Consider the following 24,333-nt stretch of genomic DNA (forward strand, 5'->3'; position numbering starts at 1 on the left):
AAACGGAAGAACTTCTCAGTTCCCCCGCACCTCACAATTATTTTTCATGGTCACGACTTTCATAGAAAAAATCTTTTTCTAAACTAGTCCCTCGTTTCTTTTTGTCGGTCAGCCTATCCTCCTTATTTACAGCTAACTGTGAGCCCTTAAGTAACGCTTCTTCTCCAAACCGATCTCTTAATTGGTCAACGATTTTTGTGAGTTCGTATTTTTTTTCATCTTTTTTATAGTTAAATAAATCAAGCTGTTTAAAGGCATTCTTTTTATCGAGTAATTGTTGTGCTGTTATGCCTAAAAGACGAATCGGATCACCATTCCAATGCTTTGAAAAAAGAAGGAAAGCAACTTGAAAAATTTCAGACTGACTATTTAGCGGATTTACTACTGTCTGACTTCTTGTCACTGTTTTTCTGTCAAAATAACGAATCGTAATTTGGATCGTTTCTGCGCAAACCTCTTTTCTAGCCATTCTTCTTGCTACTGAGTCTGATAAATTGGTCAATACGAGCTTAATTTTATCTATATTTTTTGTATCTGCTGGTAGTGTTGTTGAAATACCAATGCTTTTAAAGTCATAAACTGCGTCAGGGTCTACAGGGCGGTTATCCATTCCGTTAGCTCGAGCAAAAATTTTCTCCCCGTTTATACCCAAACTACCTTTAAGCTTTGAGACATCAGCCTGTGCTAAGTCGCCAATTGTAATAATCCCAATTTTATTTAACTTCTCTGCTGTTTTCTGTCCTACTCCATGCATATCCCCTACTTTTAATGGCCATAAAACGTGTTCCACTTCCCGTTTTCTTAGTATCGTAATTCCAAGAGGCTTTTTCATATCACTGGCCATTTTTGCTAAAAACTTATTAGGAGCTATACCAATACTACACGGCAAGTTTAACTCTGATAAAAGACGAGTTTGGATCGTTTGAGCAATAAATAACGGTGTACCTAAATCATAACAAGAAGATATATCCATGTACCCTTCATCAATAGATACAGGCTCAACCAATGGAGTATATTCCTTTAATAATTGAAAGATTTGAAGTGAAGCTTTCCGATAGCGGTCAAAGTTTGGCTCCATCACGATTAGCTCTGGGCAATGCTTTTTCGCTTCCCATATAGGCATCGTCGTCTTAACACCTTTAGCCCTTGCTTCATAGCTACTAGTAACAATGATGCCCCGACGCTCTTTCGCATTACCAGCAACAGCGACCGGCTTTCCCTTTAATGAAGGATCAAATGCGATTTCAACTGAAGCATAAAAACTATTCATATCAACATGAAAAATGACTCGTCCATCTTTTGGATAGTATTGTTTCATCAAAAACACCTTTGAATTTGGATTGTAGTGAAGTTTGTTCTCGTCCACCTAAACATACCATTATTATACTAAAACCACTATTAGCTTGCACATTACAAAAAACTCCGTACAACCAAGTACGGAGTCTCAAATAGAAATGTTACTTCGAGCTTTGTAGTCCAGCAAATCTACTCATTAACTAAACACTGGTTGAAGCTGCTCGGCACGCTTCTTTATTATTGCTCGGGCAATATGAACTCCATTCGCACCTGCTTGTGCAAGGCCACGCGTTACCCCTCCACCATCGCCACCGGCATAAAGTCCTGAAATTTGGGTTTCAAAATCGGTAGTTAAAACTGGTCTTGCTGAGTAAAATTTTGCTTCTACTCCATAGAATAACGTATGTTCTGAAGCCAGCCCTGGTGTAACTTGATCGAGAGCTTCCATCATCTCGATTAAACTTTTCATCGTATTATAAGGAAGAACAAGGCCTAAGTCACCAGGAACAGCTTCTTTTAATGTCGGTTCTAAAAAACCTTCTCTAATCCGCTTTTGGGTTGAACGTCTCCCTTTTAAAATATCTCCATACTTCTGAACAATTACAGAACCATCAGATAAATCATTTGCGCGCTTTGATACTTCTTTTGCAAAAGAGATCGGTTCGTCAAATGGTTCCGTAAATGTATGTGAAACAAGCAAAGCGAAATTCGTGTTTTCACTACCTAGCTTAGGATCTTTATAGGCGTGGCCATTAGCAGTCATAATCCCACTATGGTTTTCTACAACAACGTGCCCAGATGGGTTAGAGCAAAACGTTCTTACAGTCGTACCAACAGATGTATTGTAAACGAATTTCGCCTCATATAAATGATGGTTAATTTCTTCCATAATCACATCAGAGGTTTCAACACGAACACCGATATCAACTTGATTGTTAATCATACGATAGTCACGCTTTTTCAATAAGTTCCCTAACCATTCAGAACCATCACGACCTGGGACGATAACAACTTGATCAGCGCTAATTTCCTCACCGTTTTTCAGTAAAACACCAGAAACCTTAAGCCCCTCGTTCGTTTTTTCGGTAATGATGTCTTCAACCTCTGTCCGAAAACGTATCTCTGCTTTACCTTTTAAAAATTCATAAATGCTAGTTAATATTTCTAAATTCTTTTCAGTTCCTAAATGTCTAACGCTAGCACGGAGTAGCTTTAATCCTGCCCCCATTGCCTTTCGCTCAATTTCTCGAACAGCTAAAGTGGTTGGATCCGTACTTTCCTCTGGTGCCCCGTGCTTTAGGTTAACAGCGTCTACATATTTAATTAACTCAAGTACTTTTGATGGTGGTAAATAGTCCTGCATCCAACCACCAAATGCCGTTGTAATATTGAATTTCCCATCTGAATATGCACCTGCTCCACCAAATCCTGCTGTGATTGAACATGCTGGTAAACATCCAGCGAAATCCTTCCTTCCCTTAGGTGGCGGGCATTTTTCAATTTTCTTTTCATTAATTGGGCATCTTCGTTGATAAATTGAGTGGCCTTTATCTATAAATAGTACATTTAGTTTTGGTTGCTGTTCTAGCAGTTCATAAATAGTAAAAATTCCTGCTGGTCCTGCCCCAACGACTACTACATCATATGTCTTCATTCAAACGTCCCCCTTAAGCTGTAAACCTATCATTCTATTGGGTTATTTCTTCAACCTATGCTATCTTACAAAACGAATCAGAAAAAAGCAAGATAAAAACGAACGTTTAATAAAAATAAATTAAACATAGTTCGTATTTTGTCTCACTTTTAAGAAAATACACTTACTATTAAACTAGTTTTCTATTTTTTTTGCGAGAATACTATCAAAATCTTCTTCAAAATCATTTGCTGTTTTATCGACCCATTCAACAAAATCTTCACCATGATAGGTTTTATTAAATTCTATTATAAAACTCATAAACTTGTTGAACCCTTCTCTATCTTTTTCGCGTAGTTGTTGAATGAAATATAAAGAACCAAATTCGGCATTTGCAGTTGACATCTGCCGAATTTTTCCTTCTTCTGTCAAAATTACATATGATACTCGAAGGTCATTATTATCTTTTTCAACAGTAACTAACCCTTTATCTTTTAATCTTTTTACTACTTGCATGACTGTCGATCGATCCCATAGTCCGTGATTTGCGATTGTTGTTATTGAAGCACGACCATCAAAATAAACAATCCACAATGTATGTAATTCTGCTTGGGTTAATCCGACTGAATTTGCAGCTTTTTGCCAATCAATATCAATAACTTTACTAGCCGCTCTAAAATGATTAAGCATTGCGTGTAGGTTCATAACATTTTCCATAAACTGCCTCTTTCTTTTTTACTTATGTTATTTTACATATTCAATATTTTACCATAAATAACAAAGAAAGTAATAGTATTAAATCAGTATTACTATATAGGTCATTAGTTTCAGTGTGAAAATTCCATTTTAAACAAATACGGCATTAGCTGATGAGTGACATCGTCCTATAATTTTGATTTGACCATTTTCCATACGCTGACAGTTTCACGAGAATATAAAAAAGCTAACCTAACCATGTAATTTTCGCCATTAGAGGATCCCCCTAAAGCGAGTTAACCAACACAGTTAAGTCAGCAAATTAGCTTTGTAATTACCTTTATTTTGTTGCTACTTCTTTAATAATTGCAACTACTAGTTCAGCTGTTTTTTCTAATTCTTCAATTGGCATTTTTTCATTTGTTGTATGGATCTCTTCATATCCTACTGCAAGATTAACAGTTGGAATTCCAAATCCTGCAATAACGTTCGCATCACTTCCACCGCCACTAGTTTCAAGTTTTGCTTCACGATTGATTGAGGAAACTGCTTTCTTTGCCACTTCTACAACATGGTCACCATCACCGTACTTAAATCCAGGGTACATCACATCAATTTCAACTTCAGCTCTTCCACCCATTTCGTTTGCAACAGACTCAAAGGCACCCTTCATTTTTTGTACTTGTGCTTCCATTTTTTCAGGCACAAGCGAACGGGCTTCAGCTAAAATGTGGACGCGGTCACAAACAATATTCGTCTGACTACCGCCCTCAAATCGGCCGATATTTGCTGTAGTTTCAAAATCAATCCGACCTAGAGGCATTTTAGCGATTGCTTTTGCAGCTATCGTAATTGCTGAAACACCTTTTTCTGGAGCAACACCAGCATGGGCGGTTTTTCCGACAATAGTCGCTTGAACTTTCGCTTGAGTAGGCGCAGCAATAATGATATTTCCTACTTTCCCATCACTATCTAACGCATAGCCAAACTTAGCTTTTATCAAAGCTGGATCTAATTCTTTTGCCCCTTTTAGACCCGACTCTTCACCGACAGTAATTATAAACTGAATTAATCCGTGGCTAATATTCTCCTCTTTTAAAACTTTTACTGCTTCAAGCATTGCTGCTAAGCCAGCTTTATCGTCAGCACCTAAGATTGTTGTTCCATCTGTTTTAATGTAGCCATCTTCCTCAAATGGTTTTACACCGTTGCCAGGAATAACCGTATCCATATGAGACGTAAAATAAATAGGATCTATGCCGATTTCAGTCTCTTTTAATGTACAAATTAGATTTCCGGCACCGTGGCCTGATTTTTCAGTAGTGTCATCTTCAAAAACATCGACACCAAGCGCTGTAAATTTCTCTTTTAACACATCAGCGATTTGTCGTTCATATTTCGTTTCCGAATCTACCTTAACTAACTCTAAAAATTCATTGACTAATCGTTCTTTATTAACCATATATAAATACCTCCAACTAAACCCTAATTTTTCTATATTTGTTCATTTTATCATTGAACTGTTTTCGCGTAAAATATTGGCTTTCATTTCTTTTCACAATACTCATACAAAACACCAGAAGCAGATTTTGGATGTAAAAAGGCAACATCGGCATTTGCAGCCCCTTTTACTGGACTTTCATGAATTAATTTTACACCATTCTCCTTTAATTCATTCAGGCGAAGCTCAATATTATCTACAGCTAGTGCGATGTGGTGAATACCTTCGCCTCTTTTTTTGATAAATTGCGAAATTGGACTATCCTCACTTAAAGGTTCTAGTAGTTCTAGCTTGGCATCACCAATTTTTAAGAAGGCAACGCGAACTTTTTGTGAGGAAACCTCTTCAATCCCCAGTAATTTAAGCATTAAGTGGTTCGTATAAAAAGGTAATGAATCGTTAATAGACTTTACTGCAATCCCAATATGTTCGATCTTCTTTGGTCTATCAACCTTTTCAATCGTAACCTTATCTAGTAATTCCCCTACTGTTTGCTTCTTCAAGTCCGGATTTGTTGTTAACAGCTCTTTTGTTACTTCAATCCAGCGATTTAAAATCATGTCATTTCCCATAGCTTAATCCCCCAATAAACAAGATTGTAATCACTTCTCTAAAACACAATTAATTTCCTCCTTCCTAAGGAGAGACTAAAGATATTTTCTATAGACATTTCCAGTAAAAATTCACTAAATAGAAGCATGTTTTCACTAGATTAGGTTGTTTTATTTTTAAATTTACAGTAAAATGTTATAGAAATATTATTTGGGAGGTTATAAATATGCCCCGAAAATACCGTAAAATTATCGTTTATATTATGATAGCTACAATGCTTATGGGAACGATCTTTACAGGAGCAGCAATGTTTTTCTAAAAAAATTCAGAAGAATAGCAAAAGAGATACTTAAACAAGTATCTCTTTTATGTTATTCTATCGCACCTTTTTCTCTTCCAAGACTAACAAAGTCCTTAACAGTACTTGTAATGTAAATCTTTGTTCCATAAGGGATTTTTTGAAATAGTTCTTCTACATCTTCATTGTGCATTCGAACACAGCCACCTGTAATGTAGCGCCCAATAGAATTAGGGTCATTGTTACCGTGGATACCATAAATCCGACCATCTGTATCCTCAGCGTCAAATCCAATCCACCTAGTACCTAATGGATTTTCTTTAGTTCCACCTTCAATATTTTTTCTCCTATAATAGGGGTTCACAGCTTTAACGACGACCTGAAACTCCCCTTCAGGAGTTAGTTCAATCGTTCTCCCCGTTGCAACTTGATAAGTTTGTTCTATTTCACCACCTACAATATAAGCCATTTGGTTTGTTTTCTTATTAACAATAATATAAGGGTCTCCAACCAAAGGGTTTTGACCAAGGGGCCATATCGGGGATACAACCAACAACAACATGATAAGAAGTTTGGAAGTCATCTTTTTAACCCTCCTAGACTTTCCCCTTATTTTACGTCAAATAAAAAGAAGCTATGCTTTTTCAGGACGGAAATGCTTTTTTATTATCAAATATTGTTCGATTTCCTTTATAAAAGAAAACAAAGCGGAACGAATTTCAAATTCCTGACGATTTTTTGGAAGTTCCATTTCCTTTAGCTCATTTTGCAGTTCACTTAGCTTTTGTAGAAAATCAATTGGACTTTTTTCTGGGACTACCCCTCTACTGATTTCTTCTAAAAAGGCCGCAATTTTTTCACCTTGGATCACTGTTTCATCTAATGTTGAAATTAATGGCATCACTCGTTCAATAATTTCAAATTGTTTTTCCCGCATTTTAAAATAATGATAGTACTTATCTTCATAACGTAGTAAATGATTTTCAATATTTTGTAAGGCGATTCCTTTACCTTCTGATAACAACTGTGCAGTTTCGGTAATTTCACTCCCCCCCCAACTACTATCGCCAGCTTTTAAGTAAATAGCGAACTGCCAGAAGATTTCTTTGAAGTTCTTCTCAATATTCATTTGAATTTTTATAAGATCCTTTTCAACACTTGGCATATAAACATTCATCAACAATGCCACACCAACTCCAATAACGATAATCCCTACCTCATTAACAATGATCGGTAACGAGACTTCACCAAGAATATAGAGATGCAAGATAATAACGGAACTCGTTGCAATCCCTTCCTGAGCTTTTAGACTTACAACAGTAGGAATAAACGCTAGCAGTAAAAGGGCTACAGCAACTGGATTATAGCCGATAAGCTCAAAAAATAATGTACCGTATATGATCCCAATAAAACATGACAAAAAGCGTTGCCATGATATCAGTAATGATTGGCGCCTCGTTTTTTGAATACATAAAATTGTAATAATTCCAGCTGATGCGTAAAATTCAAGCCCAAATAGTTGAGCCAACGCAATTGCCAAAGATGCACCAAAAGCCGTTTTTAAAGTTCGATAACCAATTTTAAACATAGATTTCCCTTTCCGTGTCGCTTTCATTTTTATCTACTATTTTATAACAGTTTCCGTTCACTATAAACTGGTTTTCAAAAAAACATCTATGAGCTTTCCCTCTAAGGGAAGAGTAATCTCAGACAAGCTATGTAATTACGCAAAAAAAGGATGCCCCAAAATTAAGTACTAGATAACCACAACGCAACACCTAGAAGTTGACAACATCCCCTTCTATTAAAGTATTTATTGTAGTCAGCCTACACTTATAGGACAGCCTCATCTTATTTAAAGTATTTTGTCTAAGAATGCTTTCGCTCTATCTGTTTTAGGATTTGTAAAAAATTGCTCTGGTGGCGTATCCTCTAGTAATTTCCCATCTTCTAAAAAGACAACTCGATCAGCTACCTCTCTGGCAAAGCCCATTTCATGAGTAACAATAGCCATCGTCATACCACTTTGAGCTAATGATTTCATTACTTCTAAAACTTCCTTTACCATTTCAGGATCTAGAGCGGAGGTAGGTTCATCAAAAAGCATCACTTCTGGTTCCATCGCTAACGCTCTAGCAATGGCGACACGTTGTTTCTGTCCACCTGAGAGTCGTACGGGATACTCGTTAGCTTTTTCTTCTAGCCCAACTCTCCTTAATAATTCTAGGGCTTTCTCGTTGGCTTCTGCTCCTTTAAGACCTTTTACTTTCATTGGTGCATACGTAATATTGCGGATCGTATTCATATGAGGGAATAAGTGAAAGTGTTGAAAAACCATCCCTATTTTCTGACGCACTTTCATAATGTTTATCTTTGGATTCGTAATCTCTTGGTCACCAATCCAGATTTGACCTGATGTAGGTGTTTCTAGTAAATTTAAGCAACGTAACAAGGTTGATTTTCCTGACCCTGATGGTCCAATGATGGCAACCACATCACCTTTTTTAATGTCGGTACTAATATCTTTTAATACGTTTAACTTTCCAAATGATTTATGAAGATTTCTAACTTTAATCACTACGTCTTAGCCTCCTCTCAAGAACTCTACCTAAGAGAGTCAATACCATAACTAGAATATAGTATAATAACGCAGCAAATATCAACGGTTCGAATGCGATATATTTTTCAGCTGAGACAATTTGCGATCTTCTCATGATATCTAAAACACCTATTGTAGAAATAATGGCAGATTCTTTTGTTAAAGTAATAAATTCATTTACTAAGGCTGGCAATATATTCTTAATGGCTTGAGGTAAGATAATGTTTGTTAGCATTGGTCGATAAGGTATAGCTAATGCCTCTGCTGCCTCTTTTTGCCCTTTATCGACAGCTTGAATTCCAGCTCGAATGATCTCAGATATATACGCTGCTGAGTTTAATCCGAAGGTTAACACAGCTGCTTGATAAGGAGTAATGTCATATCCAATCACCTGTGGTGTTGCAAAGTAAATTAAAAATAATTGCAAAATCAAGGGTGTTCCTCTAAAAACAGATGTATAAGCATCTGCAAGCCATCTTAAAATAGCAATTTTACCGATCTTAAGTATCGATAAAAAAGTCCCTAAGATAAATCCAAATATAAGTGAAACACTAACAATTTGTAACGTGACCCATATCCCTTTCAGTATAAAAGGGATAGAAGGCACGATTTGGGAAAAATCCAAATTCATGCCTACCTCATTCCTCTCTATTTAAAAAGTTATCCTTGACGGAACCATTTAATAATTAGCTTTTCCATTTCTCCGTTTTCTACCATTTCACGTAGTACCTCATTAAACTGATCCCTTAATTCACTACCTTTAGGGAAAGCAATAGCCGAACCTACTTCACCTTCTTCTTCGATAATAAATGCAGCTAAATCAGCGTTCGCGTTTAGATGTCCCTCAGCAACTTTATCTTCTATAATTGCAGCATCTATTCTGTTAGCTTTTAACTCTTGCACTAAATCCGTAATTTTATTTCTCTCTTCAATTTGTACACCTTCAAATTCTTCTGCGATCTCTTTCGCTAGATCAACTTGAATTGACCCTAACTGAACTCCAAGCTTTTTCCCAGCTAGATCTTCAAGGCTATTAATACCACTGTCAGCTTTAAAAACGATCATTTGTTCAGCGACATAATAAATATCAGAAAAGTCAGCGTTTTCTAGTCTGTCTGGTCTAGGTGTCATCCCAGCTAAGACGAAATCAACTCGATTATTTTGTAGTGCAGGAATCAAACCGTTAAAATCCATATCCTGTATTTTCAGCTCAAAGCCAAGTTTTTCAGCAATGTACATTGCAATATCCACGTCAAAACCAATAATATCATCACTAACTGCAGTATCGATAAATTCGTACGGTGGATAATCAGCAGATGTCCCCATTACTAAAGTTACCTTTTCCTGTGGTGCTTCCCCACCAGTTCCCTGTTTCTCCTTATTTTCTTCACTTGTTCCACACGCTGCCAATAACCCAACTGTTAATACACATGATAATGCAAACTTTAAAATTTTCACCTTTCGTACCTCCTATGTTTCTAAGTAATTATAGTATTTTTTATTAATTATTATTCATATTTATGTATAATAACACATTCTCTTAAAATGTCAATATAGTTTTTTTATCTATGTTTCTGTTTTATCTTTTAACCTTTTTATCAAATTATTCACCGTCCTATAGCTTTAGAATTAAAAAAGGATTTAAACTTTAAAATAGTTTAAATCCAAAATCTCGTTGATTACAATATTATCTGGCTAAATATACAGATTTATAAGCACTAAAAAAACCCCACTATTTACATGGAGTTTTTAATAAGTTTATGTATGGCGCGCCTACCAGGATTCGAACCCAGAATCCGAGAGCCGAAATCTCGTGTGATATCCATTTCACTATAGACGCAATATATTAATGACAAATAATAATATAACATTTTTAAACATAGCATGTCAATAGCTAACCTAATATATTAGGTGAGGCTGCCTGAGGTATCCACACTTATAGTAATAAATAGAAGTATGTGATGCACACGGTCTAATTATAGTAGCCGAGGTGACTAACACGCTACCTTTACGACAGCCTCTTTCATGAGTTAAGCCTTTAGCTTTTCATAATCTTGAAACATCGTTTCAAAACGCTCATTTAACTGATCTTCTGTGTATCCTAGTTTATATAATCTAGCAGCAAAGTTTTGCGCCCATAAAGAAGAACGTTCTGCCATCTTTTTGTATTTTTTTTGCTTTGCTGCTTTCGCTTCTTTCCCACGACTTTCAGCATTAGACATTAAGTTTTCAATAATGAATAACCCTTTCCAAATATCTTCCTCTGCTAAGTTGTCAGAGTCCTCACTAAAATATTTGATGACAGTCTTATAATATTGGTCAAATTCTTCAAATGAAATCTCTTCATCCATATTTAAATATTCATGGATTTTTACATATAACTCTTGCACTAGTGCACTCTCCTTTAAGAAAAACTGGTGACGCCAAGTAGCGAACAGCTTAATTCTTTTTTGTTTAGTCTTATTTAATAAAATACCGAATAAAGTTTAAAGTAAACTTTATATTCACAAAATAATATTATAGCACTAGAAAAACTCGACTTCAAGGCAATAATAAATTGACCAAAAAGAAGCTGTCCCATAAATGACAGCTCACCTCAAAGCGCTACTGTACCTATAAGTGTATGTTTGTACACAATCTTTCTCTAGAAGGTAAGGTGGCTGATATTTACTTTTGGGACAACCTCTGTTTTTTTATAAAGATAAGAGAGTATAACTTTTTGAACTAAAAAAGTTGTCTAGATCCGCGCACCAGTTGCTCCTGCAATTACTCGTCGCAAAGCTTGCAAGATGATTATTCAAGAAGTTGCTTGAAAGACAGATTTGCTTGTCGAAGCACAGCGGGCGCTCTCGGCTTTTCTTATAAATATTCGTCAAAATATTTTTCTAACTTTTGTACAACTTGTACTGGCTCATGCCCTTCAATTTCATGTCTCTCGATCATCGCTTTAATTTCTCCGTCTTTTATAATAGCAAACGATGGCGATGATGGAGCATACCCCTTGAAGTAAGTTCTTGCTCTTTCCGTTGCCTCTTTATCTTGTCCTGCAAACACAGTGACAAAATGATCTGGTTTTTTCTCGTAATTAGCCATATACGCTGCTGAAGGACGAGCAACGCCACCTGCACAACCACAAACGGAATTAATATAAACTAATGAAGTCCCTTTTTTTTCTAGAACTGCATCAACTTCTTCAGGAGTTGTTAATTCTTTATAGCCTGCATCGACCATTTCTTTTCTTGCACCATTAATTACATCATTATAGAAACTAAATTCCATGATATCCACCTCTTTTTTTATATTAACACTATGTTTATATTGTACACTCTACTATCGATATTACAAAACGAAATGCATTAATAATATCGACGAAAGTTGAATTCAACATACAAACTCTGCGCAATATTTTTATTTTATTTAAAAAACAAAAAAGTCCGTCAGCTTGACGAACTTTTTTGTCAACTATTTTAAAGCTGTTTTCAAAGTTTCAATGTTCTTTTCCATTAGGCTAAAGTAATCTTCATTGTTAGCTACATCATCTTGAACTAACGCCTCTAAATTGTGTAACCAAAGGGCTTCGGCACCAACTTGCGAACGAACTGTTTCTGCAATACTTGTTGGGATATTTTGTTCAAAGATAATATAGCCGATTTGTTTATGCTCTACATATTCAATAACACTTTGAATTTGACGAATTGATGGTTCATTAGTTGGTGAAATGCCAGAAATACCAACCTGTTTGATCCCGTAACGTTCAGTCCAATAACCATAACCAGCGTGCGAGACAACGATTGTATCTTTTGAAACTTCTTGAAGCATGTCTTTAAACTTTCCATCTAAAGCTTCAAGTTGTTCCTTTAAGGTTAAAAAGTTATTCTCAAATTGCTCAGATGCTTCAGGTAACAATTGTACAAGTGCATTTTTGATATTTTCAGCTAATTGAATTGAGCGAATTGGATCTAACCATACGTGAGGATCTTCCTCACCATGATCATGGTGGTGATCGTCGTCTCCATGATCTTCGTCGTGTTCATGGTCATCATGGTCATGATCGTGATCGTCGTGCCCGTGGTCATCATGGTCATGATCGTGATCGTCGTGTCCATGGTCATCATGGTCATGATCGTCGTGTCCATGGTCATCATGGTCATGATCGTCGTGCCCATGGTCATCATGGTCATGATCGTGATCGTCGTGTCCATGGTCATCATGTTCATGATCGTGATCGTCGTGCCCATGGTCATGGTGGTCATGATCATGATCGAAGTCTATAAGTTCAATCCCTTCAGATGCCTTTAATATTTTTACATTTCCAGTTTTTAAAACTTCTGCAGCTGCATCTGCAAACCCTTCAATGCCTGCGCCATTATATATATATAAGTCTGCATTTGAAACATCAACCATCGTTTTTGGGCTTGGCTCAAAAGTATGAGCATCCGCTCCGACTGGAACGATATTATTAACTTCAACAAATTCCCCACCAATTTTTTTAGCAAAATCCATAAGTGGAAAAATTGTCGTATAGACTTGTAAAACTTCTTTTTCTTCAACCTCTGGCTCATTTGTTGTGTCCACAGGCTGTTTCTCTTGCCCTCCACAGGCTGCTAAAAATGTCGATAGCACTAGCATTACCGTAAATATGATAGATTTAATTTTCATTTCAATCCCCTTTCGTAACGATTACGTTTTGTTTACCATCTAGGATTATAACGAAGTTATTACGGTTTGTAAACAAAAACGCATCGTCACAAAAAGACAAAAGGAGACAACCTATTGTCTCCTCAGAACTATTATTTCATTTCTTTTAATCGTTTTGTTAATAGCACATTTAATTCTTTTTGATGATCAATGACTTTTGGTACGATCGTTTTCAATGCTTCATCATCTCTTTTCTCTACTGCCACTAGAAACTGTTTATGAATTTCATTATGTACTTTTAACCACTCTTCATCATAAAAGTTCCCAACGTCTTTGCCTGACTTCGTTAGTTCACGATATTTTTTGAGCAAGGCTTCACGATCTTTAATTATTTCATTCCATACTTTCACATGCTTGGGCGCGTACTTTTCGGCAAGAAGTTGATAGTAAAAATCAAAGTGAGGTCTAATCGCTTTGTGTTCATACTTCACTTGCTGCAATTGTTCTAACGTATCTCCCCCATTTAGGTCCTCTGCCATAACATTTCCTACGTTTGAGAAGGATACTAAAATTGTTGCTACAATCACGGCAAATACGAAGTTTTGTTTAAGTTTGATCATGAGAAAATCCCCTTCCTTTTTATTGTATGACCTTTACTATTTTCCCCACTTTACACTAAATCATGTAGTAGAAGATGTTATAAAAATTTTACAGGATTATAGATCTTTTGAAACGAAAAAAGAGCTCAATACACTAGTATAAAAACCTAGGTATTAAAGCTCTCAAAACAACGATTAATATATTTGAGTATTTTCTTTAGATATTGATTGTAAGTTTTCTTTTACCCTTGCTAGGAAACGCCCACAAACTAAACCATCTAATACTCGGTGGTCTAAAGATAAACATAGGTTTACCATATGTCTAATTGCAATTGCATCATTGTCCATCACAACAGGACGCTTGACAATCGACTCTACTGATAAAATTGCCGCCTGTGGATGATTGATTATTGGAGTAGAAAGAATAGATCCAAATGACCCTGTATTATTAATTGTAAACGTCCCGCCTTGCATATCACTACTAGAGATCGTTTTGTTTCTTACTTTACTAGCAAGATCATTAATTTCGCGAGCTATGCCCTTAATTGTCTTTTCATCAGCATGTTTGATAACTGGCACATAAAGGGCATCTTCAGTTGCTACGGCAATAGAAATATTAATGTCTTTCTTTTGGATGATTTTATCTCCAGCCCACATTGAATTAAGTTGTGGAAATTCTTTTAGAGCTTCAACTACAGCTTTAATAAAGAATGGTAAAAATGTTAAATTAAATCCTTCCTTTTGTTTAAAGTTATCCTTCAAACTATTACGATAATGAACAAGGTTTGTAACATCGACTTCTACCATTGTCCAAGCATGTGGTGCTTCATGCTTACTTTTCACCATATTAGCAGCAATCGCTTTTCGAATACCTGAAACTGGAATTTCAATATCCCCTGGAGAAGCGGTTAAGTTTGATTGAGTAGTTGTCATAGCCTCTTTTTCTACCTTTGGTACATGAGTTGACACTGTTTCCCCTTTAACCTCAACTGGCTGGCGAGCTTCAATATTTTTTGCTGTAGGAATATTGCCACTCTCAATCATTAATTGAAGGTCTTTTCTAGTAATCCGGCCGCCGCGCCCTGTACCATTGACAAGTGTCAAATCAATATTATTTTCTCCTGCTAAACGAAGTACAGCTGGAGAATAACGTTTTTTCTCACTAGTTTCACTAGATTGAGAAAAATCAGTAGTTTCAGCTACAGGCGCTTTTGTTATCTCTACTTTTTCTTCTGCTTCACCCTCAACAGAAATTGTACAAATAACACCACCGACTTCAATTGTTTCATCCTCACCCGCAACTAGTTCCTTAATTGTTCCCGTATAAGAGGAAGGAACTTCAGCATTTACCTTGTCAGTCATTACTTCCGCAATTGGATCATATTTATTTACTTTATCTCCTGGCTTTACTAGCCACTTACTAATTGTACCTTCAGTAACACTCTCACCAAGTTGAGGCATTTTAATTTCTGTAGCCATGCTTATAACCTCCCTCTCTTTAAAATTCTGCTAAATCTCGCATCGCTTTTTCGACTTTATCTGGATTAATCATAAAAAACTTCTCCATTGTTGGTGCATATGGCATTGCCGGAACATCAGGACCCGCTAAACGTTTAATTGGTGCATCTAGATCGAATAAGCAATTCTCAGCAATAATTGCTGCAACTTCACTAATTATACTTCCTTCCTTGTTATCTTCTGTAACAAGTAGCACCTTACCTGTTTTCTTAGCGGCTTCGATAATTGCTGCTTTATCTAAAGGGTAAACTGTACGTAAGTCAAGGATATGAGCTGAAATACCATCTTTCGCTAATCTTTCTGCTGCTTGTAGCGCAAAATGAACAGCTAACCCGTAAGTAATGACTGTAACATCATCACCTTCTCTTTTTACATCTGCTTTTCCAATAGGTAGCGTATAATCTTCAGTTGGAACTTCTCCCTTAATTAATCGGTACGCTCGTTTATGTTCAAAGAAAAGTACAGGATCATTATCACGAATAGCCGCTTTAAGTAAGCCTTTTACATCATATGGAGTTGAAGGCATAACAATTTTTAAGCCAGGGATTCCAGCAAACATCGCTTCTACCGATTGTGAATGATAAAGAGCACCATGAACTCCGCCGCCATAAGGCGCACGAATAACAATTGGACAATTCCAATCATTGTTGGACCGATAGCGAATTCTTGCGGCTTCAGAAACGATTTGGTTCACGGCTGGCATGATAAAATCCGCAAATTGGATTTCAGCAATCGGTCTCATCCCATACATCGCAGCACCAATCCCAACACCTGCTATAGCAGATTCAGCTAAAGGGGCATCAATCACTCGTTCTTCACCAAACTGCTCATGCAAACCATTTGTTGCTCTAAATACACCACCACGAGTACCCACGTCTTCGCCAAGCACAAATACCTTTTCATCACGTTCCATTTCCTCTTTTATCGCTAATGTAACAGCATCAATATAAGAAATAATCGGCATCTCTTATTCCCCCTCTCCATAAACATGTTGTAAAGCAGACTCTGCCTCAGCATAAGGCGCCGCTTCTGCATATTCTGTTGCATCATTCACCGCTTTAGAAATTCGATCATTTATTTCTGTTTCAAGTTGTTCAGTTAATATATTTAGTTCTTGTAAATAAGCTTTAAAGGTAAATATTGAGTCCTTTTGCTTCGCTGCTTCTACCTCTTCTCTCGAACGATAAGCACGATCATCATCATCACTTGAATGAGGTGTTAAGCGATAAGAAACCGTTTCCACTAAAGTAGGACCTTCTCCCCTTCGTCCACGGTCTGCCGCTTCTTTAACTGCTTTGTACACCGCAATCGGGTCATTTCCGTCTACAGTAACACCCGGCATTCCATAGCCAATTGCTCGATCTGACACGTTTTCACACGCTAATTGCTTATGAATAGGTACAGAGATCGCATATTTATTATTTTCACACATTAAAATAACTGGAAGTTTATGCACTGCTGCAAAGTTTGCCCCTTCATGAAAATCACCTTGGTTAGAAGAGCCTTCACCGAAAGTTGTAAAAGTAACAAAATCTTTACGTTGCATTTTTCCCGCTAGTGCAATTCCAACAGCATGAGGAACTTGGGTTGTTACTGGTGAAGAGCCAGTAACAATACGATTTTTCTTTTGTCCAAAATGCCCAGGCATTTGTCTTCCGCCAGAGTTTGGATCTTCCGCTTTGGCAAAAGCTGATAGCATAAGATCACGAGCTGTCATACCAAATCTCAATACGACACCCATATCTCGATAGTAAGGTAAAATATAATCCTTTTCCTTATCTAACGCAAAAGCTGCCCCAACTTGTGCTGCCTCTTGCCCTTGACAAGAAATGACAAACGGAATTTTACCAGCTCGATTAAGAAGCCACATTCTTTCATCTATTTTTCTAGCTAGCAGCATCGTCTCATATATTTCTAGCACATCATTATCACTTAAACCTACATTCGCATGACGATTTTCTGTCATTATAAGACCCCCTATTATAAATGTTAAAGAGAATTATAGAAGCTCAGCTATGATGCCCAGTCATAGCATATGCTCATTCATCTCTGAACCTTACCATTACTTTGTTTCAACTATGGATAGCTTTACCATCAACTGCTAAAGCAGCTTCACCAATCGCTTCTGATAGAGTTGGATGAGGATGAATTGTGTTGGCAACTTCCCAATGTGTTGCATCTAATACTTTTGCAAGTGCAGCTTCTGAAATCATATCGGTCACATGAGGCCCAATCATATGAACGCCTAGTAAATCTTCCGTATCTTCATCAACTATTAACTTAACAAAACCATCTGTCTCCCCAAATACTAACGCCTTCCCTATTGCTTTAAATAAAAATTTGCCTGTTTTTACATTAAAACCTTTTTCTTTTGCTTCTGCTTCTGTATACCCAACACTTGCAATCTCTGGAGAACTATATACACATTTAGCAACTAGATTATAATCAAGTTCATGAGGTGCAAGATTTGCCATATGTTCAACAGCAAGTATCCCTTCATGCGATGCAACATGCGCTAACTGTAAGCCACCAATGACATCGCCAATTGCATAAATGTGTGATTCTTTCGTCTGATAAAACTCGTTCGTTTTAATAACACCATTTTCGATTTGAATATCGGTATTCTCGAGTCCAATCCCTTCAACATTTGCTTGCCTTCCGACAGAAACAAGAAGCTTCTCAGCAGAAAAAGCTTTCTTTTCACCTTTATGCTCAGCATGAATTGTAACCACTTCACCTTTTTCAATCGTTTCTGGTAACACTTTTGCACCAGTAATGAACTTGACACCTTTTTTCTTTAGAGATCGTTGCGCTTCCTTAGAAATTTCATGATCCTCAGTAGGTAAAATCCGATCAGCATACTCAAGAACAGTAACCTTGACACCAAAGTCGACTAGCATTGAAGCCCATTCGATTCCGATGACGCCACCACCGACAATAAGAATTGATTCTGGTAACTTCTCTAATTGTAATGCTTCATCACTAGATAATACGTACTCCCCATCAATCTCAAGTCCTGGCAGTGTTCTTGGTCTTGAACCAGTTGCAATCAGAACATTTTTAGGAATTAACATTTCGTTTTCTTCTCCATTACTCATTTCAACAGAAATCGTCCCAGGAGTAGGGGAGAATATTGAAGGTCCTAAAATCCGACCAATTCCTTCATAAATATCAATTTTGCCTTTTTTCATTAAGTGTTGGACACCTTTATGAAGGGTATCAATAATATGTTGTTTTCGTTGTTGAACTTTATCAAAATGCAATGTTATGTCATTGGCACTAACTCCAAATTCAAGCGAGTTCTTCATTGTTGAATATACTTCTGCGCTACGTAACAGCGCTTTACTCGGGATACACCCTTGGTGCAAACATGTTCCCCCTAGCTTACCTTTTTCAACAACAGCTACTTTCAGGCCAAGCTGCGACGCTTTGATTGCAGCAACATACCCTCCGGTACCAGCTCCTAAGATAACTAGATCATATTCGTGAGCCATTTAAACACCTCATTTTTTTATTTTACATTCTCAGTTACTTCTGAGATATTCGGATATTTCTTTGCCTTTTCTTCTTCTCGTAAAACTCTGAGAGCGCCTTCTACTAATGCCTGCAATTCATTTTCACCAGGATGAACAATGACATCTGCAATCCAGCTAATACGATCGGTAATTGCAGAAACAAAATTTTTCCCATAAGCTAATCCGCCTGTTAAGACGATAGCATCAACTTCTCCGTTTAAAACGGCACTGGCAGCGCCAATTTCCTTTGCGACTTGATAAGCCATCGCGTCATACACTAGCTTTGCCTTTTCGTCACCATTAGAAATCATCTTTTCAACTTGAACAGCGTCATTTGTTCCAAGATAACCTACGAGTCCACCTTGACCAACGATCTTTTTCATAATTTCCGCCGCATAATATTGACCAGAAAAACACATTGAAACTAAATCTCCTGCAGGGACAGTCCCGGCTCTTTCTGGGGAAAATGGACCTTCACCATGTAATCCGTTGTTAACATCTATTACACGTCCACCTTTATGAACCCCAACTGTAATACCTCCACCCATGTGAGTGACAATTAAGTTTAGATCTTTATAATTTTTATTCAAATCTTTTGAAACTCTTCTAGCAACTGCTTTTTGGTTTAGAGCATGAAAAATACTCTTTCTTTCAAAGTCTGCAAGACCGGAAATTTTAGCAATTGGCTCCATTTCATCAACAACGACTGGGTCGACAATATAAGAAGGAATATTTAATTGGGTAGCGATTTCAAAAGCTAGTATTCCACCTAGGTTTGAAGCATGCTCTCCAGCAAAACCTGTACGCAAATCCTTTAACATTTCCTCATTAACTGCGTATGTACCACCTTCAATAGGACGAAGTAATCCTCCTCGACCTACCACTGCACTTAGCTTAGAAATGTTAATTCCCTCTTCATGGAGTGTTTCTAGTATCGTCTCTTTACGAAATGAGTATTGGTCAATAATCCGTTCAAAAGACTGAATTTTTTCCGCATCATGACGGATGGTCTTTTCTATTAAGGAACGTTCATTGTCGTAAACGCCAATCTTTGTAGATGTAGACCCTGGGTTTATAGCTAGAATTCGATATTCTTGTTGCAAAAAACTTACCTCCAACTAATTAATTTTATCCCCATCTAAAGAGATAGAGGCTGACCTTGTCATCCTCTATCAATATTTTTATGGAAACTAACGACGTCTTGTTAAAATACTGTGCTCATTAGTTAAAAACTGTTTACGAGATTTACGCATATTTTCAATTCTTTCTTCAGCCATACGGTCGGCAGCTAAATAAGTAGGAATTCGATCACGCTTTGAAATTTCAAAAATCGCTTCGATTTTATCATAGATCGTTTCCACCTTTTTTAACGCACGTTCGCGATTGTAACCATATAATTCATCGGCTACATTAATTACACCACCAGCATTAATAACATAATCTGGCGCATAAACAATCCCTAATTCAGAGATTAAATCTCCATGTCTAGTTTCTTTTAATTGATTATTTGCAGCTCCAGCAATTACTTTTGCTTTTAATTGTGGAATAGTATCATCATTTATAATCGCTCCAAGAGCACATGGTGAAAAAATATCACATTCGACACTATAGATTTCATTTATATCAACTGCTTTTGCTCCAAAATCTTCAACGGCTCTAGCTACTGACTCTTTGTTTATATCGGTAACAATTAACTTTGCTCCTTCTTCATGAAGATGCTTACAAAGAGTATAAGAGACGTTTCCGACACCTTGAACAGCAATCGTAAGTCCTTCTAATGAATCTGAACCGAAGGCTTCTTTTGCAGCTGCTTTCATCCCGACATAAACACCGTAAGCAGTTACAGGTGATGGGTTCCCTGAAGAACCAAAAGCAGGCGAGATACCTGTTACATAATCCGTTTCTTCATGGATAATGTCCATGTCTGCAACTGTAGTTCCAACATCTTCTGCAGTGATATAACGACCATTAAGACCTTGGATGTAACGGCCAAAGGCTCGGAACATTTCTTCATTTTTATCTTTTCGTGAGTCACCAATGATAACGGTCTTTCCTCCGCCAAGATTTAAACCAGCTGCCGCATTTTTGTAGGTCATTCCTTTAGCTAAACGTAGAGCATCTTCAAAAGCTTCTGCTTCTGAATTATATGTCCACATTCTTGTACCACCCAATGCAGGTCCAAGTGTTGTATCGTGGATAGCAATAATCGCTTTTAGTCCTGATTGTTTATCCTGACACACAACAACTTGCTCGTAATCATACGCTTCCATATACTTAAATAGTTCCATATTCTTTTTCCTCCCTATTTTCCACTCTATTTTTAGCTAACTGAACGAACTGCTAATGCTAACGAGTACAATTTAGTTTCTGCTGAATCTGCTCTAGATGTTAATACAATTGGTGCCGACGCGCCAGTAATTACAGCCCCAACTTTCGCCTTGGCGAAATAGACTAAAGACTTGTACAAGACGTTGCCAACCTCAATTGTAGGTACAAGTATGATATCTGCGTTCCCCGCAACTTCCCCTTTAATCCCTTTTACATCTGCTGCTTGCAATGAAATAGCATTGTCTAATGCAAGAGGGCCATCAACAAGACAATTTTTTATTTGACCCCTAGCGTTCATTTGTGTAAGCAATGCCCCATCCATTGTTGCCAGCATATTCGAATTTACTGTTTCCACTGCTGAAATAGCTGCAACTTTTGGTAAGGTTATTCCCAATCGTCTTGCAAAATTTACCACATTGTTGATTATTTCAATCTTTTGATTTAAATCTGGCGCAATATTCATCGCAGCATCTGTTATAAAGAGAAGACGGTCAAAATCTTTAATTTGAAAAGCCGCAACATGGGATAACACACTGCCTGTTCTTAAACCATACTCTTTATTAAGTACTTCTTTTAAAATTACCGATGTTGATACGTTGCCTTTCATTAAGACATTCGCAATTCCCGAACTTACGCCTTGGACAGCAAGTCTTGCGGCATCTCTCTCGTTTTTTGCATCAACGATTTTCACAAATTGATTTACATCATAACCATTATCTCTTGTTGCAAGGAGAGATTTAATTATACTTTCATTTCCATATAAGATGAAGGTTGCTAGTTTTTTTTCGACAGCACAAACTACAGCTGCAATTACCTCCTCATCCTCTGCAGCAGCTACCGCGACAACCTTCGTTGGAAGTTGAATTGCCTCTTCCATATATTGATCTAAACTCACCAAATCTCCGCCTTTCGTACAATGGTTACACTTTTGTTATGCAATATTAATGCCAAAAAAATAAATATTATGAATTAGTTAATTTTGTACACTTTTTGTTCACAAATTAAGTGTGTAACCGTGCAACTTTTATCATACCATGCAAATTATTGCATGTCACTTATTTCAATATTATACTTATCCATCTTGTAATATAGGTTTCTTATCGAAAGTTCTAAGCTTTTCGCAGTCGCCGTTTTATTTCCATTAAATTTTTGTAAAGCGACTACTATTTGCTCCTTTTCAAATTGTTGGACCTTTTGAGCTAATGATTTTTGACTATTTTGATCAAATAAAGAGATTTCTGTCAGCTTTTTCTCTTTCACTTGCTCTACGAATAGTTCAGGAATATGATAATCATCCATCTCCAGTTCATTAAAGCGCATAAAAATCATTGCTCTACCTAAGATATTTTCCAGTTCCCGAACATTCCCTGGCCATTCATATGTCATTAACAGTTTTTCTGCTTTTTTAGTTAAGCCAGTTACTTTCCTACCATAATCTTGGTTTATTTTAGAAATTAAATGATTAGACAAAGCCGGTATATCATCCTTACGTTTTCTAAGAGGTGGAATATAGATAGGCATACGATTAATCCTATAGTATAAATCTTCCCGAAAGGTATTTTCACTTATACCTTTTTCTAAATTTACATTTGTAGCAGCAATGACTCTAACGTTAATAGAAATTGGCTTTGTGCCACCCACCCTAATGATCTCACCTTCCTGCAAGACACGAAGTAGCTTCGCTTGAGTATTTACACTTAGTTCACCAATTTCATCTAAGAAAATACTCCCTTTATTTGCCTCTTCAAAAAGCCCGCGTTTGCCCCCTCTTTTCGCTCCTGAAAACGCCCCCTCCTCATATCCAAAAAGCTCACTTTCTAATAAAGTTTCTGAGATTGCTGCACAGTTAACCCTAACAAACTTATTGTATTTTCGATCACTTTCATTATGGATTGCATGTGCAAAAAGCTCTTTACCAGTCCCAGATTCTCCTCGAAGTAAGATTGTAGCAGGAGTAGAAGCCGCTAACTTCGCCTGTTGAATGGCAAATTCCATTTCTTCTGAAGATCCGATAATATCATCAAATGAATATTTTGCTTCTAAAGTTCTAATAATTTGCCTAGCACGCTCTAATTCATCAGTTAGTGATTTTATTTCCGACATATCATGAAGAACACCTACACTACCTTTCAATTTCCCATCGACAATAACTGGGGCTACATTTACAACGACATCTTTCTTCTTCGGACCGACCTTCATCCTCGTTCCCCGAACCGCTTTACGATTTTTTAAAACATGCATGTGCATGCTCTCACCTTCAGAAATATCAGCTGTAGCAGGCATACCAATTACTTGTTCCGCTTTTAAACCAGTTAATCGAGTGTAAGCTGGATTTATCATTAAGCCGAAGCCCTTTTCATCAACTACCGAGATAGCCTCATCAGAGGAAGCGAAAATAGCTTCTAACATTGTCTGAATACTTTTTAAATTAGTAACCTCCTCTGCCATCTGGACTATTTCAGTTATGTCTTTAAAAACCGCTAAAGCACCGACAATCTCGCCATCTTCTATCATTGGTACACGAGTTGTTACAATCGTTAATCCATTACTAATTTCTTGCATTTTATTCATTTCCATTTTACCTGTTTGCAGGACTCGATTTAACTCACTAGAAGGCAAAACTTCTTGAATTCCCTTCCCAACAGCTTCCCCTCTAGAAATCCCTATCATCTGTGCTGCACTTCGATTAATCAACGTCACAATTGATTGTTTATCAATGGCAATCATACCATCGTGCGTCGAATTTAAAATAATTTCTTGTTTAGAGTAATAGTTTTTTAATTGATCGATAAGTATTTCTTTTTCTTCTATTAAATTAAAAATCAACGTCGCCACCATACTAGGTATTAACAATACCCCCGCTTTTTCACAAGCAACCTTCAGTTGCAGAAAAACCTCTTCATCACCAGTAGCTTCAACTACAACATCAACTTCATCCGTTAGAAGGATTCGCCAGTCCTGATTTGTTCTTATTCCAATTTTTTCAGCTTTAGTAATCCCAGGACTTGTCAAATCTTTATCAGCGACCGCGATTACTTCCATCATTTCCGCTTCGACCAAAATATCTAGTAAGGCAGTTCCACCTCTACCTCCACCAACAATTAAGCACTTTCTCATTAACACACCCCACATTAGAAGCGTGAGATATCAAATCTCTTGA

The 24,333-nt window shown here is 37.0% G+C and carries 23 protein-coding genes and 1 tRNA gene; 1 reads left to right on the forward strand and 23 read right to left on the reverse strand.

The window, feature by feature from the left end; translation table 11 throughout:
• Positions 1–37: 37 nt before the first annotated feature.
• The 5 genes from ACK4M9_RS09945 to mce form a co-directional block, all read right to left on the reverse strand.
• A complete protein-coding gene (locus tag ACK4M9_RS09945; RefSeq protein WP_409849944.1) occupies positions 38–1,318 on the reverse strand; it encodes a DNA polymerase IV in 1,281 nt (426 codons plus the stop codon).
• A gap of 174 nt (positions 1,319–1,492) precedes the next feature.
• A complete protein-coding gene (locus ACK4M9_RS09950; RefSeq protein WP_409849946.1) occupies positions 1,493–2,950 on the reverse strand; it encodes an NAD(P)/FAD-dependent oxidoreductase in 1,458 nt (485 codons plus the stop codon).
• Between the two features lie 174 nt (positions 2,951–3,124).
• Positions 3,125–3,646 (reverse strand): MarR family transcriptional regulator, encoded by a 522-nt coding sequence (locus tag ACK4M9_RS09955; RefSeq protein ID WP_409849948.1) that lies wholly within the window; start codon positions 3,644–3,646, stop codon positions 3,125–3,127.
• A gap of 319 nt (positions 3,647–3,965) precedes the next feature.
• Entirely contained in the window at positions 3,966–5,087 is a 1,122-nt protein-coding gene (locus tag ACK4M9_RS09960) for a M20/M25/M40 family metallo-hydrolase (protein ID WP_409849950.1), read from the reverse strand.
• Positions 5,088–5,170: 83 nt separating this feature from the next.
• Positions 5,171–5,587 carry a methylmalonyl-CoA epimerase gene (mce, locus tag ACK4M9_RS09965; protein WP_409850388.1) on the reverse strand — a complete coding sequence of 139 codons (417 nt, stop codon included), beginning with the start codon at positions 5,585–5,587 and terminating at the stop codon, positions 5,171–5,173.
• Positions 5,588–5,904: 317 nt separating this feature from the next.
• Here mce and prli42 point away from each other — a divergent pair, with 317 nt between their 5' ends.
• Entirely contained in the window at positions 5,905–5,997 is a 93-nt protein-coding gene (gene prli42 / locus ACK4M9_RS09970) for a stressosome-associated protein Prli42 (RefSeq protein WP_159432452.1), read from the forward strand.
• A 52-nt stretch (positions 5,998–6,049) separates the two neighbouring features.
• Here the strand turns inward: prli42 and ACK4M9_RS09975 are convergent, their stop codons facing one another.
• From ACK4M9_RS09975 to ACK4M9_RS10060, 18 genes are all read right to left on the reverse strand, one after another.
• A complete protein-coding gene (locus ACK4M9_RS09975; RefSeq protein WP_409849952.1) occupies positions 6,050–6,559 on the reverse strand; it encodes a L,D-transpeptidase in 510 nt (169 codons plus the stop codon).
• A 51-nt stretch (positions 6,560–6,610) separates the two neighbouring features.
• Complete coding sequence (locus ACK4M9_RS09980) at positions 6,611–7,564, reverse strand: aromatic acid exporter family protein (protein ID WP_409849954.1); 954 nt, start codon at positions 7,562–7,564, stop codon at positions 6,611–6,613.
• Between the two features lie 267 nt (positions 7,565–7,831).
• Positions 7,832–8,554 (reverse strand): amino acid ABC transporter ATP-binding protein, encoded by a 723-nt coding sequence (locus ACK4M9_RS09985; RefSeq protein WP_409849956.1) that lies wholly within the window; start codon positions 8,552–8,554, stop codon positions 7,832–7,834.
• Positions 8,547–9,206 carry an amino acid ABC transporter permease gene (locus tag ACK4M9_RS09990; RefSeq protein ID WP_409849958.1) on the reverse strand — a complete coding sequence of 220 codons (660 nt, stop codon included), beginning with the start codon at positions 9,204–9,206 and terminating at the stop codon, positions 8,547–8,549. Before ACK4M9_RS09990 ends, ACK4M9_RS09985 begins: the two co-directional genes overlap by 8 nt.
• A gap of 29 nt (positions 9,207–9,235) precedes the next feature.
• Positions 9,236–10,033, reverse strand: coding sequence for a transporter substrate-binding domain-containing protein (locus ACK4M9_RS09995; RefSeq protein WP_409849960.1), 798 nt, complete (start codon positions 10,031–10,033; stop codon positions 9,236–9,238).
• A 307-nt stretch (positions 10,034–10,340) separates the two neighbouring features.
• Positions 10,341–10,415 (reverse strand) — tRNA-Arg (locus ACK4M9_RS10000).
• 190 nt (positions 10,416–10,605) lie between these two features.
• Positions 10,606–10,965 carry a hypothetical protein gene (locus ACK4M9_RS10005; protein WP_409849962.1) on the reverse strand — a complete coding sequence of 120 codons (360 nt, stop codon included), beginning with the start codon at positions 10,963–10,965 and terminating at the stop codon, positions 10,606–10,608.
• Positions 10,966–11,434: 469 nt separating this feature from the next.
• A complete protein-coding gene (locus tag ACK4M9_RS10010) occupies positions 11,435–11,854 on the reverse strand; it encodes a BrxA/BrxB family bacilliredoxin (RefSeq protein WP_409849964.1) in 420 nt (139 codons plus the stop codon).
• A gap of 183 nt (positions 11,855–12,037) precedes the next feature.
• On the reverse strand, positions 12,038–13,234 hold the full coding sequence (locus tag ACK4M9_RS10015; RefSeq protein ID WP_409849966.1) for a metal ABC transporter solute-binding protein, Zn/Mn family: 1,197 nt from the start codon (positions 13,232–13,234) through the stop codon (positions 12,038–12,040).
• 131 nt (positions 13,235–13,365) lie between these two features.
• Positions 13,366–13,833 (reverse strand): hypothetical protein, encoded by a 468-nt coding sequence (locus tag ACK4M9_RS10020; protein WP_409849968.1) that lies wholly within the window; start codon positions 13,831–13,833, stop codon positions 13,366–13,368.
• A gap of 174 nt (positions 13,834–14,007) precedes the next feature.
• Complete coding sequence (locus ACK4M9_RS10025) at positions 14,008–15,291, reverse strand: dihydrolipoamide acetyltransferase family protein (RefSeq protein ID WP_409849970.1); 1,284 nt, start codon at positions 15,289–15,291, stop codon at positions 14,008–14,010.
• A 19-nt stretch (positions 15,292–15,310) separates the two neighbouring features.
• The gene (locus ACK4M9_RS10030; RefSeq protein WP_409849972.1) at positions 15,311–16,294 is read right to left on the reverse strand and encodes an alpha-ketoacid dehydrogenase subunit beta; all 984 of its coding nucleotides are present in this window, start codon (positions 16,292–16,294) and stop codon (positions 15,311–15,313) included.
• Between the two features lie 3 nt (positions 16,295–16,297).
• Positions 16,298–17,296: a thiamine pyrophosphate-dependent dehydrogenase E1 component subunit alpha gene (locus ACK4M9_RS10035; protein WP_409849974.1), complete on the reverse strand. Its 999-nt coding sequence runs from the start codon at positions 17,294–17,296 to the stop codon at positions 16,298–16,300.
• 106 nt (positions 17,297–17,402) lie between these two features.
• Entirely contained in the window at positions 17,403–18,824 is a 1,422-nt protein-coding gene (gene lpdA, locus ACK4M9_RS10040) for a dihydrolipoyl dehydrogenase (protein WP_409849976.1), read from the reverse strand.
• A 17-nt stretch (positions 18,825–18,841) separates the two neighbouring features.
• Positions 18,842–19,948 (reverse strand): butyrate kinase, encoded by a 1,107-nt coding sequence (gene buk, locus ACK4M9_RS10045; RefSeq protein ID WP_409849978.1) that lies wholly within the window; start codon positions 19,946–19,948, stop codon positions 18,842–18,844.
• 87 nt (positions 19,949–20,035) lie between these two features.
• Entirely contained in the window at positions 20,036–21,133 is a 1,098-nt protein-coding gene (bcd, locus tag ACK4M9_RS10050; protein WP_409849980.1) for a branched-chain amino acid dehydrogenase, read from the reverse strand.
• A gap of 32 nt (positions 21,134–21,165) precedes the next feature.
• A complete protein-coding gene (gene yqiS, locus ACK4M9_RS10055; protein ID WP_409849982.1) occupies positions 21,166–22,068 on the reverse strand; it encodes a phosphate butyryltransferase in 903 nt (300 codons plus the stop codon).
• Between the two features lie 146 nt (positions 22,069–22,214).
• On the reverse strand, positions 22,215–24,305 hold the full coding sequence (locus ACK4M9_RS10060; protein WP_409849985.1) for a sigma 54-interacting transcriptional regulator: 2,091 nt from the start codon (positions 24,303–24,305) through the stop codon (positions 22,215–22,217).
• Positions 24,306–24,333: the final 28 nt, after the last annotated feature.

The organism is Anaerobacillus sp. (assembly GCF_046314235.1).
Lineage (GTDB): Bacteria > Bacillota > Bacilli > Bacillales > Anaerobacillaceae > Anaerobacillus.